This is a genomic window from Halomonas sp. 18071143, assembly GCF_019211725.1.
GTDB classification, from domain to species: Bacteria; Pseudomonadota; Gammaproteobacteria; order Pseudomonadales; family Halomonadaceae; genus Vreelandella; species Vreelandella stevensii.
Window position 1 is genome coordinate 2,887,398 of sequence record NZ_CP078120.1, and the last position, 13,759, is coordinate 2,901,156.

At 59.5% G+C, this 13,759-nt stretch carries 11 protein-coding genes; 7 read left to right on the top strand and 4 right to left on the bottom strand.

Going from position 1 to position 13,759, the window contains the following annotated elements; translation table 11 throughout:
• Positions 1 to 46: 46 nt before the first annotated feature.
• The gene (locus tag KVY02_RS13615) at positions 47 to 757 is read left to right on the top strand and encodes a glutamine amidotransferase (protein ID WP_218313706.1); all 711 of its coding nucleotides are present in this window, start codon (positions 47 to 49) and stop codon (positions 755 to 757) included.
• Between the two features lie 135 nt (positions 758 to 892).
• On the opposite strand, the gene KVY02_RS13620 is transcribed toward KVY02_RS13615, so the two are convergent.
• Positions 893 to 2,605 (bottom strand): DEAD/DEAH box helicase, encoded by a 1,713-nt coding sequence (locus KVY02_RS13620; protein ID WP_218313707.1) that lies wholly within the window; start codon positions 2,603 to 2,605, stop codon positions 893 to 895.
• Positions 2,606 to 3,113: 508 nt separating this feature from the next.
• Here KVY02_RS13620 and KVY02_RS13625 point away from each other — a divergent pair.
• On the top strand, positions 3,114 to 3,311 hold the full coding sequence (locus KVY02_RS13625; RefSeq protein WP_016914694.1) for a CsbD family protein: 198 nt from the start codon (positions 3,114 to 3,116) through the stop codon (positions 3,309 to 3,311).
• A gap of 96 nt (positions 3,312 to 3,407) precedes the next feature.
• Complete coding sequence (locus KVY02_RS13630) at positions 3,408 to 3,887, top strand: PRC-barrel domain-containing protein (protein WP_016914695.1); 480 nt, start codon at positions 3,408 to 3,410, stop codon at positions 3,885 to 3,887.
• Between the two features lie 79 nt (positions 3,888 to 3,966).
• Here the strand turns inward: KVY02_RS13630 and KVY02_RS13635 are convergent, their stop codons facing one another.
• On the bottom strand, positions 3,967 to 4,977 hold the full coding sequence (locus tag KVY02_RS13635) for a glutathione S-transferase family protein (RefSeq protein ID WP_218313708.1): 1,011 nt from the start codon (positions 4,975 to 4,977) through the stop codon (positions 3,967 to 3,969).
• 78 nt (positions 4,978 to 5,055) lie between these two features.
• The gene (locus KVY02_RS13640) at positions 5,056 to 5,976 is read right to left on the bottom strand and encodes a LysR family transcriptional regulator (RefSeq protein WP_218313709.1); all 921 of its coding nucleotides are present in this window, start codon (positions 5,974 to 5,976) and stop codon (positions 5,056 to 5,058) included.
• A gap of 611 nt (positions 5,977 to 6,587) precedes the next feature.
• On the opposite strand from KVY02_RS13640, the gene KVY02_RS13645 reads away from it, so the two are divergent.
• Positions 6,588 to 8,249: a peptidoglycan DD-metalloendopeptidase family protein gene (locus KVY02_RS13645; protein WP_081195469.1), complete on the top strand. Its 1,662-nt coding sequence runs from the start codon at positions 6,588 to 6,590 to the stop codon at positions 8,247 to 8,249.
• Positions 8,250 to 8,325: 76 nt separating this feature from the next.
• On the opposite strand, the gene KVY02_RS13650 is transcribed toward KVY02_RS13645, so the two are convergent.
• Positions 8,326 to 9,963 carry a L,D-transpeptidase family protein gene (locus KVY02_RS13650; protein WP_218313710.1) on the bottom strand — a complete coding sequence of 546 codons (1,638 nt, stop codon included), beginning with the start codon at positions 9,961 to 9,963 and terminating at the stop codon, positions 8,326 to 8,328.
• A 170-nt stretch (positions 9,964 to 10,133) separates the two neighbouring features.
• Between KVY02_RS13650 and KVY02_RS13655 the strand changes: the two genes are divergently transcribed.
• From KVY02_RS13655 to KVY02_RS13665, 3 genes are all read left to right on the top strand, one after another.
• The gene (locus KVY02_RS13655; RefSeq protein WP_371317382.1) at positions 10,134 to 10,889 is read left to right on the top strand and encodes a murein L,D-transpeptidase catalytic domain family protein; all 756 of its coding nucleotides are present in this window, start codon (positions 10,134 to 10,136) and stop codon (positions 10,887 to 10,889) included.
• A gap of 120 nt (positions 10,890 to 11,009) precedes the next feature.
• Positions 11,010 to 12,029 carry a patatin-like phospholipase family protein gene (locus tag KVY02_RS13660; protein ID WP_218313711.1) on the top strand — a complete coding sequence of 340 codons (1,020 nt, stop codon included), beginning with the start codon at positions 11,010 to 11,012 and terminating at the stop codon, positions 12,027 to 12,029.
• Between the two features lie 332 nt (positions 12,030 to 12,361).
• On the top strand, positions 12,362 to 13,714 hold the full coding sequence (locus KVY02_RS13665; RefSeq protein ID WP_218313712.1) for a NarK family nitrate/nitrite MFS transporter: 1,353 nt from the start codon (positions 12,362 to 12,364) through the stop codon (positions 13,712 to 13,714).
• Positions 13,715 to 13,759: the final 45 nt, after the last annotated feature.

The following is a 13,759-nucleotide window of genomic DNA, read 5'->3' on the forward strand; positions in this document are numbered from 1 at the left end:
TGATTCGGCTATCCCTCATCCATCGCGACACGCTAGCGAGAACACCATGGCCTCTGTAGTCATTATCAAAACCGGCGACGCCTTCCCCGAAGTGGTGGATCAGCACGGGGATTTCGAACAGCTGTTCATCGACCAGGTGCAGGACGCCCTGCCCGACCACCTGACCTTGGACGTATGGGATGCACGCCTCACCAGCCAGCCGCCGGAGGATATCGTGGCAGCCATCATTACCGGCTCCCACAGCATGGTCAGTGAGCAGCTCCCCTGGAGCGAGGCGCTGAAGCCCTGGTTACAGCAGGCACTGGCGGACGACCTGCCGCTGCTGGGCGTATGCTACGGCCACCAGCTGATGGCCGCTGCGTTTGGCGGTGTGAGTGATTACCACCCGGCGGGGCGTGAATCCGGCACACGCAGCGTACGCCTGACCCAGGCAGGCCGCCAGGATCCGCTGTTCGGGCAACTCCCGGAGTGTTTCGTGGCCCACTTGACCCATGCCCAGGCGGTCATGCAGCTTCCCCCCGGCACCAGCATCCTGGCGCACAACTGCCACGATGCCCACCAGGCGCTGCGCTATGGGCCACGCCAGTGGAGCGTCCAGTTCCATCCCGAGTTTTCACCGCCGGTGATGCGCGCTTATATCGAACGCCAGCGCGCTGCCTTGCGCGACCAGGGCGAAGACCCGGATCAACTGCTGCAAGGCGTCGCGGAGACCCCCGACGCCACGCGCCTGCTGACCCGGTTCATCGCGATGCTGTAGTGTGCGTTTGCGATGCTGTAGCGCGCTTTTGGTCGCGCCGCGATATGACGTTCAGGATGGCCAAAAAAAAAATCCCCCCATGCCCTTGGCATGGGGGGATGGTAGCCAGGGCGACATCAGTCGCCCGGCAGGCGTTTACGCACGTTCGCGACGACGAACCGGCGCATCGCCATCGTCACGACGACGGCGCGGTGCACGCTCGGGCGCACGGTCTTCGCTGATTTCCAGCGGGCGACCGGCCACACGGGCACGTGCCATCTTGGCCAGAATGGTAGACGGCAGGCCGCTGGGCAGCTCGACCACCGAGAAGGCGTTGCGAATATCGATGCGGCCGATACGGGCACCTTCGATACCGCCTTCGTTGGCCAACGCGCCAACCAACTGGCCAGGCTTGACGCCATCTTTATGGCCTACCGATACACGGTAGCGGGTCATGCCTTCGCTGGGCGCACTGGAGCGCTCGCGACGAGCACCAGCTGGTTTGCCGGGTGCACCCTCACGCGGAGCACGCTCTTTGCGCGGTGCTTGCAGACGGCCAATCGGCGCTTCGTCAGCACGGGCCATGGCAGCAAAGGCACAGGCCAGATCGACGGCGTCGTGACCTTCTTCCACCAGACGCTCGACCAGCGCGCGCTGCTCTTCGGCACCCTTGGTCAGGGCTGCCACGACGCGATGGTGGAATACTTCATCACGGTGCGCACGGATAGCGGCTTCGTCAGGCAGCGGCATTTCGGTCATTTTCTGACCCGTTGCCTGCTCCATCCAGCCTACCTTGCGGCCTTCACGGAAGCCCGCGAAGGTGATCGCGATACCGCTGCGGCCCGCACGGCCAGTACGACCGATACGGTGCGTATAGGCTTCGGCGTCCTGGGGAAGGTCGTAGTTCACCACGTGGGTGATACGCGGAACGTCCAGACCACGAGCGGCGACGTCGGTCGCGATCAGGACATCGACCTTGCCACGCTTCAGGCGAGTGATGGTGCGCTCACGCAGGCTCTGGTCCAGGTCACCCGACAGGCCAGCGGCGTTGACACCGCGCGCCGTCAGCTGCTCTACCAGCGTGGTACAGGCAGCACGTGTACGTACGAACACGATGGCCGCATCCACCGGCTCCACTTCCAGAATACGCGCCAGCGCTTCCAGCTTGGCACCACCGTCCACACGCACCAGGCGCTGTTCGATGTTTTCTCCCGTCGTGGTGCGCGATTCGATCGCCACCTTGACCGGGTTGACCAGATAGCGATTGACGATGCGCTCGATTTCAGACGGCAGCGTGGCCGAGAAGAACACGCGCTGGGCATCTTTCGGGGTATCGGCAACCACGCGTTTTACGTCGTCGATAAAGCCCATGCGCAGCATTTCGTCGGCTTCGTCCAGCACTAGAGCAGACAAACCGTCCAGCTTCAGGCTGCCGCGATCCAGGTGGTCGATGATACGACCGGGCGTACCGACCACGACCTGAGCGCCGCGCTTCAAGGCGCCCAGCTGCTCACGATACTCTTGACCACCACACAGGGTCGCCACTTCGAGCCCCTGCAGGTTTTGACCATACTTACTAAAGGAAACCGCAACCTGCTGAGCAAGTTCGCGGGTAGGCGCCAGCACCAGTACCTGGGGCTCGCGACGCTGCATGTCGAGACGCGACAACAGCGGCAGTGCAAAGGCAGCCGTTTTACCGGTACCCGTTTGTGCCTGACCCAGCATATCGCGACCTTCCAGCAGGGCTGGAATGGTCTGCGCCTGGATGGGCGAAGGAGTTTCGTAGCCCTGCGCTTCTACAGCAGACAGAACGGCAGGCAAAAGAGCCAGATCACCGAAGCTCGGCGAGGTGACAGAAATCGAGGTCATTAATCACACCTTGGTAGGCCGGTATCACCGGCAAAAAACATCGTAAGCGTCTCTGACTCTGTCATATGCCGCACGTCACGGTGCGCAGCAAAAGAACAAGGCTCCGCATAGCGGATATCGTCATCAGTGGAGTCGGAGACGCCGGTCGCACCTGGCATTCGGCTGGCAGTACCGCACGCTGCGGGCCAACCGCTGTGGCGACCTTACTGCGCCGATTTCACCCGTCTGGTGAAATGCTGGAGGCGCGCCATCTTCACAGCAATGAACATCCAGTCGAGGGGATGTTCCTGCAAACGTTTCGGCTTGGTGCCATGAGGCGACCGAATCAACGCTTGCCGTCGTGATGGAGGGGTCAACACATGCGAGGAGCGCGCATCCTACCACCTCACTGGTAAGCTGACCAGCTTTTTTACTTTAACCGATATCATCCTGAAACTTGCACTTGTTCACTATTGGTCTAACCTGAGAGGTGCCTCACGTTGTTCACGAACTTCAAGGAGTGATGCATATGAACTGGGATCAGATCGAAGGCAAATGGACCGAGGTAAAAGGCAAGGCGCGTTCTAGCTGGGGCGAATTGACCGACGACGAGCTGACGCAAATCGGCGGCAAGAAAGATCAGCTGGTAGGTAAGCTTCAGCAGAAATACGGGCTGGCCCGTGAAGAAGCCGAGCGCCGTGCAGACGAGTGGGCCAACGGCCTCTAATCGTCTCGGCATTGGCGCCGTAAAGGCAGGCCAATGCATATCCATTTTCCAATAGATGACTATTTGGCTGATTCAATAGCAACATGGAGAGAAGCTATGCGTAAATCACTACTGACAACGGCTATCGGCACGGTACTTCTGGGCAGTATGGCAATGGGCGCCCACGCACAGACCGAGCCACAGGGCATGTATTCAGCCGAAGACATTCTGGATGCTGATGTCTACTTCGCGGGCGGTTCCGGCGAAGAGATCGGTGAGGTGGAAAACATTCTCTTCGATGAGGAGATGCGCATTACTGCACTGGTCATAGAGAGCGGCTCTGTACTGGGGCTGGGCGGACGTGAAATCGTTGTCGGCACCGACCACTTCACGCTGGAAACCCACACCGAAGCGGATGGCGATACCGAGCACCGGATCATGCTCCAAGCCACGTCTGAAGAAGTGGAAGCCTTTCCTACTTACAACCACGACTGGTGGGAACAAACCAAGGCAGGCGCACGCGATGCCTGGGAAACCACGCGTGATGGCGCGCAAAGTGCCTGGCAGTCCGCCCGTGACGCCGTCAGCTCCGACTGATACGTTTGCTGTTTAGCGACACACAGGTACGCAATGGCCACCCAACCGGGTGGCCATTTTCATGGATGGCCGCATTGATTCAGCGACGGCGCACTCCTTGCCCCGGTAGACGTTCACGGTCATGCGGGCGCTGAAAGTCCAACGCTGGCCCGGCGGGGACGATACGGGTCGGGTTGATGGTGTCGTGACTGTAATAGTAGTGGCGCTTGATGTGGTCCAGGTTGACGGTGTCGGCAATGCCCGGCCACTGATAGAGCTCACGCACGTAGTTGGACAGGTTGGGATAATCCTCGATGCGTTTGAAATTGCACTTGAAGTGGCCGTAGTAGACCGCGTCGAAACGCACCAGCGTGGTAAACAGACGAATATCGGCTTCGGTCAGCCATTCTCCCGCCAGGTAACGCTGCTCTCCCAGGCGCTTCTCCATGCGCTCCAGCGCGTCGAACAGCGCAGTGACATGCTTCTCGTACACCTTCTGCTCAGTGGCAAAGCCCGACTTGTAAACCCCGTTGTTGATGTGGTCGTACACATCGGCGTTGACCTCATCGATGACATCACGCAGGTCGGAGGGATAGAAATCCAGCGTATTGCCGGTCAGCTCGTCAAAGGCATGGTTGAAGATGCGCAGGAGTTCAGCCGACTCATTGTTGACGATGGCATTACGCTGCTTGTCCCACAGCACCGGCACCGTCACGCGCCCCGTGTACTGCGGGTCGGTCATGGTATAGAGCTGGTGGTGAAACTCGACGTGGTTGATCGGGTCGCCGCTGGAACCCTCGTCCTGGTGATAGGTCCAGCCCTTGTCCAGCATGAGCGGGCTGACATGGGAGACGCCGATCAAGGGCTCCAGGCCTTTCAGTTGACGCATGATCAACACGCGGTGCGCCCAGGGGCATGCCAGGGAGATATAAAGGTGGTAACGATCTGCCTCGGCAGGATAGCGCTGGGCATCGCCCTCCAACACGCTACCGCTGTCGGCAGGATCCCCTACCCAATCACGCAGCTGTGCCGACTCACGAACGAATTCGCCGCCGTGCTTTTTGGTGTCGTACCACTGATCGACCCACTCGCCGTTGACCAATAACCCCATGGTGCCTCTCCCGTTGCGAACGTATGAAATAGCCTGTCTACAGGATACGCTCGACAAGAGAGGGCTCAAGCGGATGTTTTACCGACTTTCATTCGAGGGAATCGAATGTTGGCTGCACGTCTCCTTGACGGACTGCCGCAACGCAGCGGCCATGGCATGAGCCGCAGGGCCAGCCCGGTCACGGTCACGAAATATAAGCTGTACCGGTACTTCCCGCACGCCTCCTGCGCTCAGCGGCAGCGGCTTCAGCGCCCCACTGGCCAGCTCGTCAAGGATACGGGTTTCAGGTATCCAGGCGAACCCCAGACCACGCTTGAGCATGTCCAATGAGGTGCCCACATGGCTGACCGTCCAGCGCTGCTCGGCCTTTAGCCAGCCTGCATTGGTCGATTGGCGCAACGCCGAGTCACGCATCACCAGTTGGCGATGCTGGGCCAGGTCACGCAGATCCAACGCGCGCCCTAATTGATGCAGCGGGTGGCGTGGATGAGCGACCGCCACAAAGCGCACATTGACCAGCGGCTCACCAAGAAACCCCTGGGCTTCGATGGCCGTGACCACCAGGTCGGCACGTCCGTCATAGAGCATTTCGGTGCCGCCATTGAGTACGCTCTCATGCAGCTGTACCCGCACCTGGGGATAGGTTTCCGAAAAGCGCTCTAGCGCCCTGGCCTGAGCCGCCGCAGGAAAGATTTGATCGATGGCGACGACGATTTCAGCCTCCAGGCCCGCTGCCAAGCGCGAGGCCACGTCCTCCAGCGACGCCGCACTCTCGATCAGTTGACGCGCACGGCGCAGCAACAGCTCACCGGCTTCCGTTAGTCGTACCTGACGCCCCACGGGCTCCAGTACCTGGATACCCAACTGTTCTTCCAATTTATGTACCGCATGGTTGAGCGTAGAGGGACTTTTATGGATCGCCTCTGCCGCCCTTGCAAAGCCACCGTGGTCGACCACGGCGGCGAGCATCTGCCACTGTGCAAGTGTTACCCGAGACATTTCGATTTCCTCGACGCTAAACAGCGAAACAAACCGCTTCACCTTCGAAAAAACAACACATAGGATGCCAGTAAAACGTCGAGAGTACGTGGCCTGACAGCAAATTTTGCACCAAGGGCTAATACGCGGGCTCACAGGAACATCGCCGTGTTTCAAAAAACAAACATACAGAAACAAAAAAACACATTCTAAATATTAGCAATTACCCTCAAAAAGCCACGTTTGCGAGGTCGGAGGGCGTTTTGGGCGATGCGCTTTCCTGGCCCGTGAAAAACGTCCGTTTCAAGCGCTCATTTTGGTCGGTAAGTGCTTAAAATGCCGTTTTAATTAGACACAACTTACGCACATCTTTAATAACCCTTCATTTGCGTCTATGGTTAAGAAGATGATCACGCCATGCGGCGGTCATCGAAGGCAGTTTACGCCGTTACTTTTGTTAGCGAACGGCGTTCGAGAGCGGTTCTCATTGTCGAATATTTGCATATTTCGACAGAAGTATGTTTTGTGTATGGATATACAGTCTATTCACCCCTGCCTCCTTGGGGTATGGTTCCCGAGTTTGCTCACTTTCTTGTTACGTTTACTTCACAAATTCGGCGGTCCATTTACCCATGTTGCGAATCCTCCATTCGCTGCCCCGCACGCATAAATTGTTACTATTACCAGTGGCCACCATGGTCACTGTGCTGGGCGCACAAAAGCTGGTGACGACGTATAACGACCTGAATCAACCTCACACACCGCTGGAGAGCGTACTTGTTCCTCTCCCCAGCGACTCTGCTCCTGGTGTCCCCTCGCTGCGGCAAGAGCGAACGCCTGTTGCAGAAGCGATCGATCGCGCCTCCCGCGCCCTCGACGCCACCCGTGACCATATTCCCCTCAGCGAATTGGCAGCAACCGAGATCGTCGACCTCGACGTGATCACCAGCGCCGAAGCCTCCATGGCCAGCGTGCCTCCCCTGGCCGTTGCGCTCGATGACGGCGCGCTGCACATGGCCGTGATCGTGGGCACTCTTGCAAGCGGCATGCTCAATACCGACCCCACCGTCGACATTGCTGATGCTACTTCCTACGAAGATTACGATATCGAGCTGTTCGACGATATTTCCTTTCTCGAGCGCGAGCTGGCCGCTGAAGAGCCCTTCGTGCCCGAGTGGCAGACGCATATCGTCGTGTCTGGTGAAACCTTTGCCGTGGTTGCTCAGAACGAGCTGGGGCTAGGCTACAGCGAAGTACTGGCGCTGCTGGAAGACATGCCCGACCAGCGCCTGCTGACCAACTGGCGCGCCGGCAACAGCTTCGATTACCAGCTGGATGAAGAAGGCCGACTGCTGTCGCTGCGCATGATGCGCAACACCCGCGACGGCATTTTGCTGGAACGAGACAGCGAACACTTTGCTATCACCACCATCGAACGCCAGGGCGAGCCGGTACAGCGGCTTTACGCGGGTAGCGTGAGCGGCAGCTTTGCACGCTCTGCCCAGGCTACCGGCCTGAGCAGCAGCTCGGTCACCGAGCTGACCCGCCTGTTGGAGAAGAAACTCGATTTCCGTCGCGACAGCCGCCGGGGGGATCAGTTTCAGGTATTGGTCGAGTCTGACATGATCGATGGCGAAACGCTGGATTCACGGGTGCTGGCGGTCAAATATGACGGCGAGCGCATGGATCTGACCGTGGTGCGCAACCCTTCCGACGACAACTTCTACACCCCGGAAGGCAACAGCCTGGACCCGGCCTTTGCCCGCCGTCCGTTCGAAGGCAACTATCGCCTGAGCTCTCACTTCAACCCGCGCCGCCTTCACCCGGTGACAGGCCGGGTCAGCCCGCACAACGGCACCGACTTTGCCATGCCGATCGGCACGCCTATCATCGCGCCGGCCAACGGCCGCGTGGAGCGCGTGGGCAATCACCACGCGGCAGGGCGCTATATCGTCATCCGCCATGATAACGGCTACCGCACGCGCTACCTGCACCTTTCGCAGCCGATGGTCAGCCAAGGTCAGCGTGTCGACATGGGTGAACGCATTGCCCTATCCGGTAACACCGGCCGCAGCACTGGCCCTCACTTGCATTATGAAGTCATCGTCAACAATACGCCGGTCAATGCCATGACCGTCGAGCTGCCTGAAAACACCAGCCTGAGTGGCGATACTCTGATCGCCTTCCAACGTCAGGCCGAACCGGTCCTGGCGGTACTGGAGAGTGGCGAGACAGGCATCATCAGCGTGGCCAGCAACCAGAGCAGTGACAACGATAGCGACACCGTTCAGTAGCTCATCGTGATACGTCGTTCGACAGGCCGCCCCAAGGGGCGGCCTGTCGCATAGGTAGCATACGTGGAAGAGGGAATCAGGCGTCGCGTGCGGATAGCGCCGATAGCAGTGCCGGGTCTCGGCGGTAGATATCATCTCGAAACTCTACCTCCCCCTGGGCATTGGGCCACGCGGTGAGGTAGTGCAGTGCTACGGGAATGCGCTGGGGCAGGTTGACGTTCTGATCGCTGCGCCCACTGTTCATCAGCGCATTGAGCTGATGACGACTGCCGCTATCCTGTAGCAGCATCTGAGCGAACTCCGCCACGCCTTCCACCCTGACGCAGCCGGAGCTCAAGGCCCGTTGCTCCCGCTGAAATAATCCGCGCGCCGGGGTGTCGTGCAAGTAAATCATGTCGTTATTGGGAAAGCGTACCACGACCCTCCCGAGAGGGTTACGGCTCCCCGCCACCTGACGCAGCATAACGCCTCCAGGGCGCTGCCAATCGATGCTCTGCGCATCCAGCGCCTCCCCTGTGGGGCTCAACACCTGAATGTTCTGCTGGGCCAGATAACCGATATCCTCACGTACCCGTGGCAGAACGTCTTCCCGCATAATGGTGGGCGGTATGGTCCAGCTGGGGTTGATGGTCAGGTGGCTGATCGTGGAATGAATGACCGGCGTTTCACGCCGCGGCGTGCCAACGACCACTCGCGCATCCCACTGCTGACCGTTAGGCCGCAAGTAATGCAGCCGGTAGCCCGCAATATCGACCCACACCCGAGGTTCACGCTGCAAGGCGGGGCGTATCCAGCGCGCACGCTCCAGGTTGACCCGCAGCTGGTCGACCCGTGAAGCCACCGGCATGTTCAGCGCCAGCCGGGTGCGCTCCCCGACGATGCCATCTTCCTGCAACTGGTGGCGGCGTTGAAAATGCTTCACTGCTTGCACCAGGGTGTCATCGAACAGCTGCTGGTCGCGCTGCGGCCCCTGTACGCCAATCATTGGATAGGCGCTGCTGTCGGCACCCAACAGCCCCGAGGCGCCCCACAGGGTCAGCCGTTGGCGCAGCGTGACCACATCAGCGTCGCGGTCGCCAGGCCGCAGCGAGGCTTCTCTACCGGGCAGGTAAGGAACGCTGCCTTGCTCGGCCAATTGACGGTAGGCACTCAATGCCTGGCGCAACTGGGCATACTCGGGAGAGCTGGGCCGGGCCATGGCCAGCGCCGATTCCACATCGTGACGCTCCACGGCGCTCAGCACACGAGGCAGCGCGTAACTGCGCTCTGGGCGTGAAGCGTCCCAGCCAGGTTCCACCTGACGAGGATCGACCTTGCCTGACGATAGATGCTCCAGCGCCAGCAGCAGAGCCCGAGTGGCATCGACATCGAAGCGTGCCTGGGCGGCAGCATCCCATGCGCGGCTGACCCGGTACTCTTCCAGCAGCGTCGTCGCGCGGTAATCTTCGGGTCTTAGGCCATCATCCAGCAGGCCATTCAACCCCTCCACCAGGGCCTTCACACGGGCTTCATCCTGCCAAACCGGTTGCCCGCCATTGAGCTGATAAAACGCTGCCACCGGCAGTGACTCCCCTGCCCGCTCGACCTGCTGTGACAAGGCTTGTTGCATGCCAGGAGGAGCAGGCTCCGCAGCCACCGCCAACAAGGAGCCGGGCAGGACAAGGCCAAGCAGGGCGCCTATCGCCCATTGTCTTAGTCGCGGATGATCGTTCATCGCCTCTCCTTGCGTTATGATGCAGCGCTGTATGGCGCTGATGCCCAATGATATCGGCAGTTCCCGTTACCGACCGAATAGCCGGACACTTTACTTCAGCATAGCTGCTTGCGCCTGTTCATGGTCATTTCTAGTGGGGACTTATCGCACTTTTGGCAGGATGACTCTCGATGCTCTCACGCTTGTATACCCGTTTTCGCTCTGATACCCCCCGTTTTTTGACCCTGATGACCGCCACGAGCCTGTTACTTGGCGCCTCTCCACTCCAGGCTGCCAGCTTTTATGCCCAGGTATCTTCCCAGCCCCCCATCGGCGTGTCGCCCCTTCATCATCAGTTACAACAACTGGCGCCTGGCGCCTCCGGTGAGGCGCTCCGCCTGGCCGCGCAAGCCATCGCTTGTGCCGACCCCTACGCCGAGCGCCTGGCGGTCATTGACTACTCGCTGCCCTCCACGGAGCCTCGCCTGTGGGTCTTTGACCTGCACCAGCACGCCTTGCTGTTCGAAGAGCTGGTGTCCCATGGCCGAGGGTCGGGTGATGCCGTGGCTGAGGTGTTTTCGAACGTCCCCGAAAGCTTTCAATCCAGCATTGGACTGTTTCGCACCATGAACAGCTATTACGGGCGCAATGGCTACTCACTGCGCCTGGAGGGCCTGGAGCCAGAGGTGAACGACCTCGCTTTCCAACGCGCGATCGTGATTCACGGGGCAGAGTATGTGAGCGAAGAGTTCATCGCCCAGACGGGGCGACTGGGGCGTAGCCATGGCTGCCCTGCCGTTCGCGAAGACATCACCTACCCGCTTATCGACAGCCTCAAGGAAGAGCAGTACGTGTTTGCCTACTACCCCGATGAAGAGTGGCTAGCGACCTCTTCCTTCCTGCGCTGTGGCCAAGATGACCACCTGCAACTCGCGCAGATGAGATAATAGCGTGATAGTGATCACCGCCAGCACCGCCACCATACCCGTGTGCATACCCAGGCTACCGAACGTGCTCATTTATGCCATGCTTAGGGGCAGGTTATTAGCCACTATGGGAAGGATCACATGGCATCAGCAAAAAAGCTCGACCTGGCGCTTCAAGGCGGCGGTGCTCACGGCGCTTATACATGGGGCGTGCTGGACCGCCTGCTGGAAGATGACCGCATCGACATCGAGGGCATCAGCGGCACCAGCGCGGGGGCCATGAATGGCGTCGTCATGGCCGACGCGCTGACTCGGGGCGGCAAGGAGACGGCTCGGCAAGCGTTGCGGGATTTCTGGAAAGCCGTCAGCCGGGCGGGCATGGCGAGCCCCATCCGCCGTTCCCCCATGGACGTACTGACCGGCAACTGGAGCCTGGATAATTCACCGGGCTATGTCGCCATGGACCTGATGACTCGCCTGGTCTCCCCTTATCAGCTCAACCCACTGAACCTGAACCCCTTGCGAGATATCGTGGCGTCGCATATCGACTTCGACCGCGTGCGCCAGTGCGACCAGCTGAAACTCTTCATTGCGGCAACCAACGTCCGCACCGGCAAACAGCGCGTGTTTCGTCGTGAAGAGATGAGCGTCGATGCCGTCATGGCGTCGGCATGCCTGCCGTTCATGTTTCAGGCCGTCGAAATAGACGGCGAAGCCTTTTGGGATGGCGGCTACATGGGTAACCCCGCACTATTTCCCTTGATGGAAGAGTGCAGTGCCCGGGACATCCTGCTGGTACAAATCAACCCCATCCGCCGTGACGAGCTGCCCACCACGGCCTCGGCCATCATGAACCGGCTGAACGAGATCACCTTCAACGCGGCGCTGATTAAGGAAGTCCGCATGATCGCCCTGCTCAAGCATGCGCTGGAGGAGCAAGGCATCGAAAACTGCTACCAGCAGGCTCTGTTTCACCGCATTAGTGGTGACAAGGCGCTGGAGGGTCTGTCGGTATCCAGCAAGATGAACGCCGAGTGGCCGTTCCTGTGTCATCTATTCGACCAGGGAAGAGCGGCTGCAGAGCTGTGGCTCAACGAGCACTTCGAGGCGCTTGGTGAGCGCTCGACGCTGGATATCGATGCCGTATACCTGCATGGCTAACCCCTCAATACCCGGCATCGCCTGATATTGCTTCAATTTGGCGCACTCGACCCATCGGTACCGCCCCAATCGAGTGCGCCCCCGCCCATCAGATCTGCCAACACGTCCCCACCCCACCCACAGTTATTCATTAAAATGATGATTTATATTCAAAAAATGGCTAGTGGCGAATTATTTGCTTGGTGATTTCCAGTGTTGCAGGCGTGGACCAGGCCCAGTGGGTACGAGTGCGTCGAACCTGACCTTCAACGATGAAGGCATGTTCCCGTCTCTGTGCAGCGCCCTTGGCGTTGTGCGTTGACGAACTCGTTCCATGCTCATCGAGGCCACCCATGAATATCCGCCACAAAGCCAATCGTATTCGGCTGCTCAATTTCTCCACGCCGCAGATGCGGGCATTCCACATGTCCTGGTTTGCCTTTCATATCTGTTTTTTTGGCTGGTTCGGCATTGCCCCGCTGATGGCTGTCGTGCGTGAAGACCTGTCGCTGACCCAAACCCAAATTGGCAACACCATCATTGCGTCCGTGGCGATCACTGTGGTGGTCAGGCTGCTGATTGGGGTGCTCTGTGACCGCATCGGGCCGCGCAAGACCTATACGGGTTTGCTGCTGCTGGGCTCCATTCCCGTCATGGGGATCAGCCTGGCCAACAGCTTTGAAACCTTTCTGCTGGCTCGTCTGGCCATTGGTGCCATTGGCGCGTCGTTCGTGATCACCCAGTACCACACCACCATGATGTTCGCCCCCAATGTGGTAGGCACCGCCAACGCCACCAGCGCCGGATGGGGTAACCTGGGGGGCGGTACGACGCAAATCCTGATGCCGCTCATTTTCTCCGGAATACTCATGCTGGGCGTCAACGAAGCGCTGGGCTGGCGGCTTGCCATGCTGGTGCCAGGGGTCGTGCTGTTTTTGACGGGTATCGCTTATTGGTACTTTACCCAGGATGCCCCGGATGGCAATTTCAGCGAGCTGCGCGCCCGCGGCGAGCTACCGGAAGCCAGCGGCGAGTATGGCGCCGCGCAGAGCTTCATGGCTGCCGCCAAGGATATTCGTGTCTGGGCGCTGTTTGTAGTGTACGGGCTCTGCTTCGGGGTAGAGCTGACCATCAACAACATCGCCGCCATCTATTTTTTCGATACCTTTGATCTCACTCTGGCCACGGCAGGGCTCATTGCGGGCCTGTTCGGGCTGATGAATATCTTTGCCCGCACCCTGGGCGGCGTCTTTTCCGATCTGTTCGCCAAACAGGCGGGCCTCAAGGGGCGTGTGCGCTGGCTCTTCATTGCTCTGATCTGCGAAGGCATCGCGCTGATTGCGTTTTCGCAGATGCACGTGCTCAGCATGGCGATTGGCATCATGCTGGTGTTCAGCCTGTTCGTGCAGATGGCGGAAGGTGCCACTTACGGGGTCGTCCCCTTCATCAACAAGAAAGCGCTGGGAGCCGTGGCAGGCATCGTTGGCGCTGGGGGCAACATTGGTGCCGTCTCCGCCGCGTTCTTGTTTCGTAATGAAAGCCTCAGCTACCAGCAAGGGCTCTTTTATCTAGGCATTACCGTACTGCTGCTGGCTTCTTGCGTGTTGGTGGTACGCTTCAGCGATGCCACCGAGGCCGAGGAAGCCAAGGCCTACCGTGAGGCCGCCGGTGATCGTCATGAACAGGGCGCTCTCTCTTTACGCTAGCAGTTAAGCAGGCGCGTCTCTGGTCATCCAGTGAGGCGCCGTCTT

Coding starts and splice junctions, on each gene's coding strand:
- KVY02_RS13615 (WP_218313706.1), top strand. CDS start 47: ATGGCCTCTGTAGTCATTATCAAAACCGGCGACGCCTTCCCCGAAGTG.
- KVY02_RS13620 (WP_218313707.1), bottom strand. CDS start 2,605: ATGACCTCGATTTCTGTCACCTCGCCGAGCTTCGGTGATCTGGCTCTT.
- KVY02_RS13625 (WP_016914694.1), top strand. CDS start 3,114: ATGAACTGGGATCAGATCGAAGGCAAATGGACCGAGGTAAAAGGCAAG.
- KVY02_RS13630 (WP_016914695.1), top strand. CDS start 3,408: ATGCGTAAATCACTACTGACAACGGCTATCGGCACGGTACTTCTGGGC.
- KVY02_RS13635 (WP_218313708.1), bottom strand. CDS start 4,977: ATGGGGTTATTGGTCAACGGCGAGTGGGTCGATCAGTGGTACGACACC.
- KVY02_RS13640 (WP_218313709.1), bottom strand. CDS start 5,976: ATGTCTCGGGTAACACTTGCACAGTGGCAGATGCTCGCCGCCGTGGTC.
- KVY02_RS13645 (WP_081195469.1), top strand. CDS start 6,588: ATGTTGCGAATCCTCCATTCGCTGCCCCGCACGCATAAATTGTTACTA.
- KVY02_RS13650 (WP_218313710.1), bottom strand. CDS start 9,963: ATGAACGATCATCCGCGACTAAGACAATGGGCGATAGGCGCCCTGCTT.
- KVY02_RS13655 (WP_371317382.1), top strand. CDS start 10,134: ATGCTCTCACGCTTGTATACCCGTTTTCGCTCTGATACCCCCCGTTTT.
- KVY02_RS13660 (WP_218313711.1), top strand. CDS start 11,010: ATGGCATCAGCAAAAAAGCTCGACCTGGCGCTTCAAGGCGGCGGTGCT.
- KVY02_RS13665 (WP_218313712.1), top strand. CDS start 12,362: ATGAATATCCGCCACAAAGCCAATCGTATTCGGCTGCTCAATTTCTCC.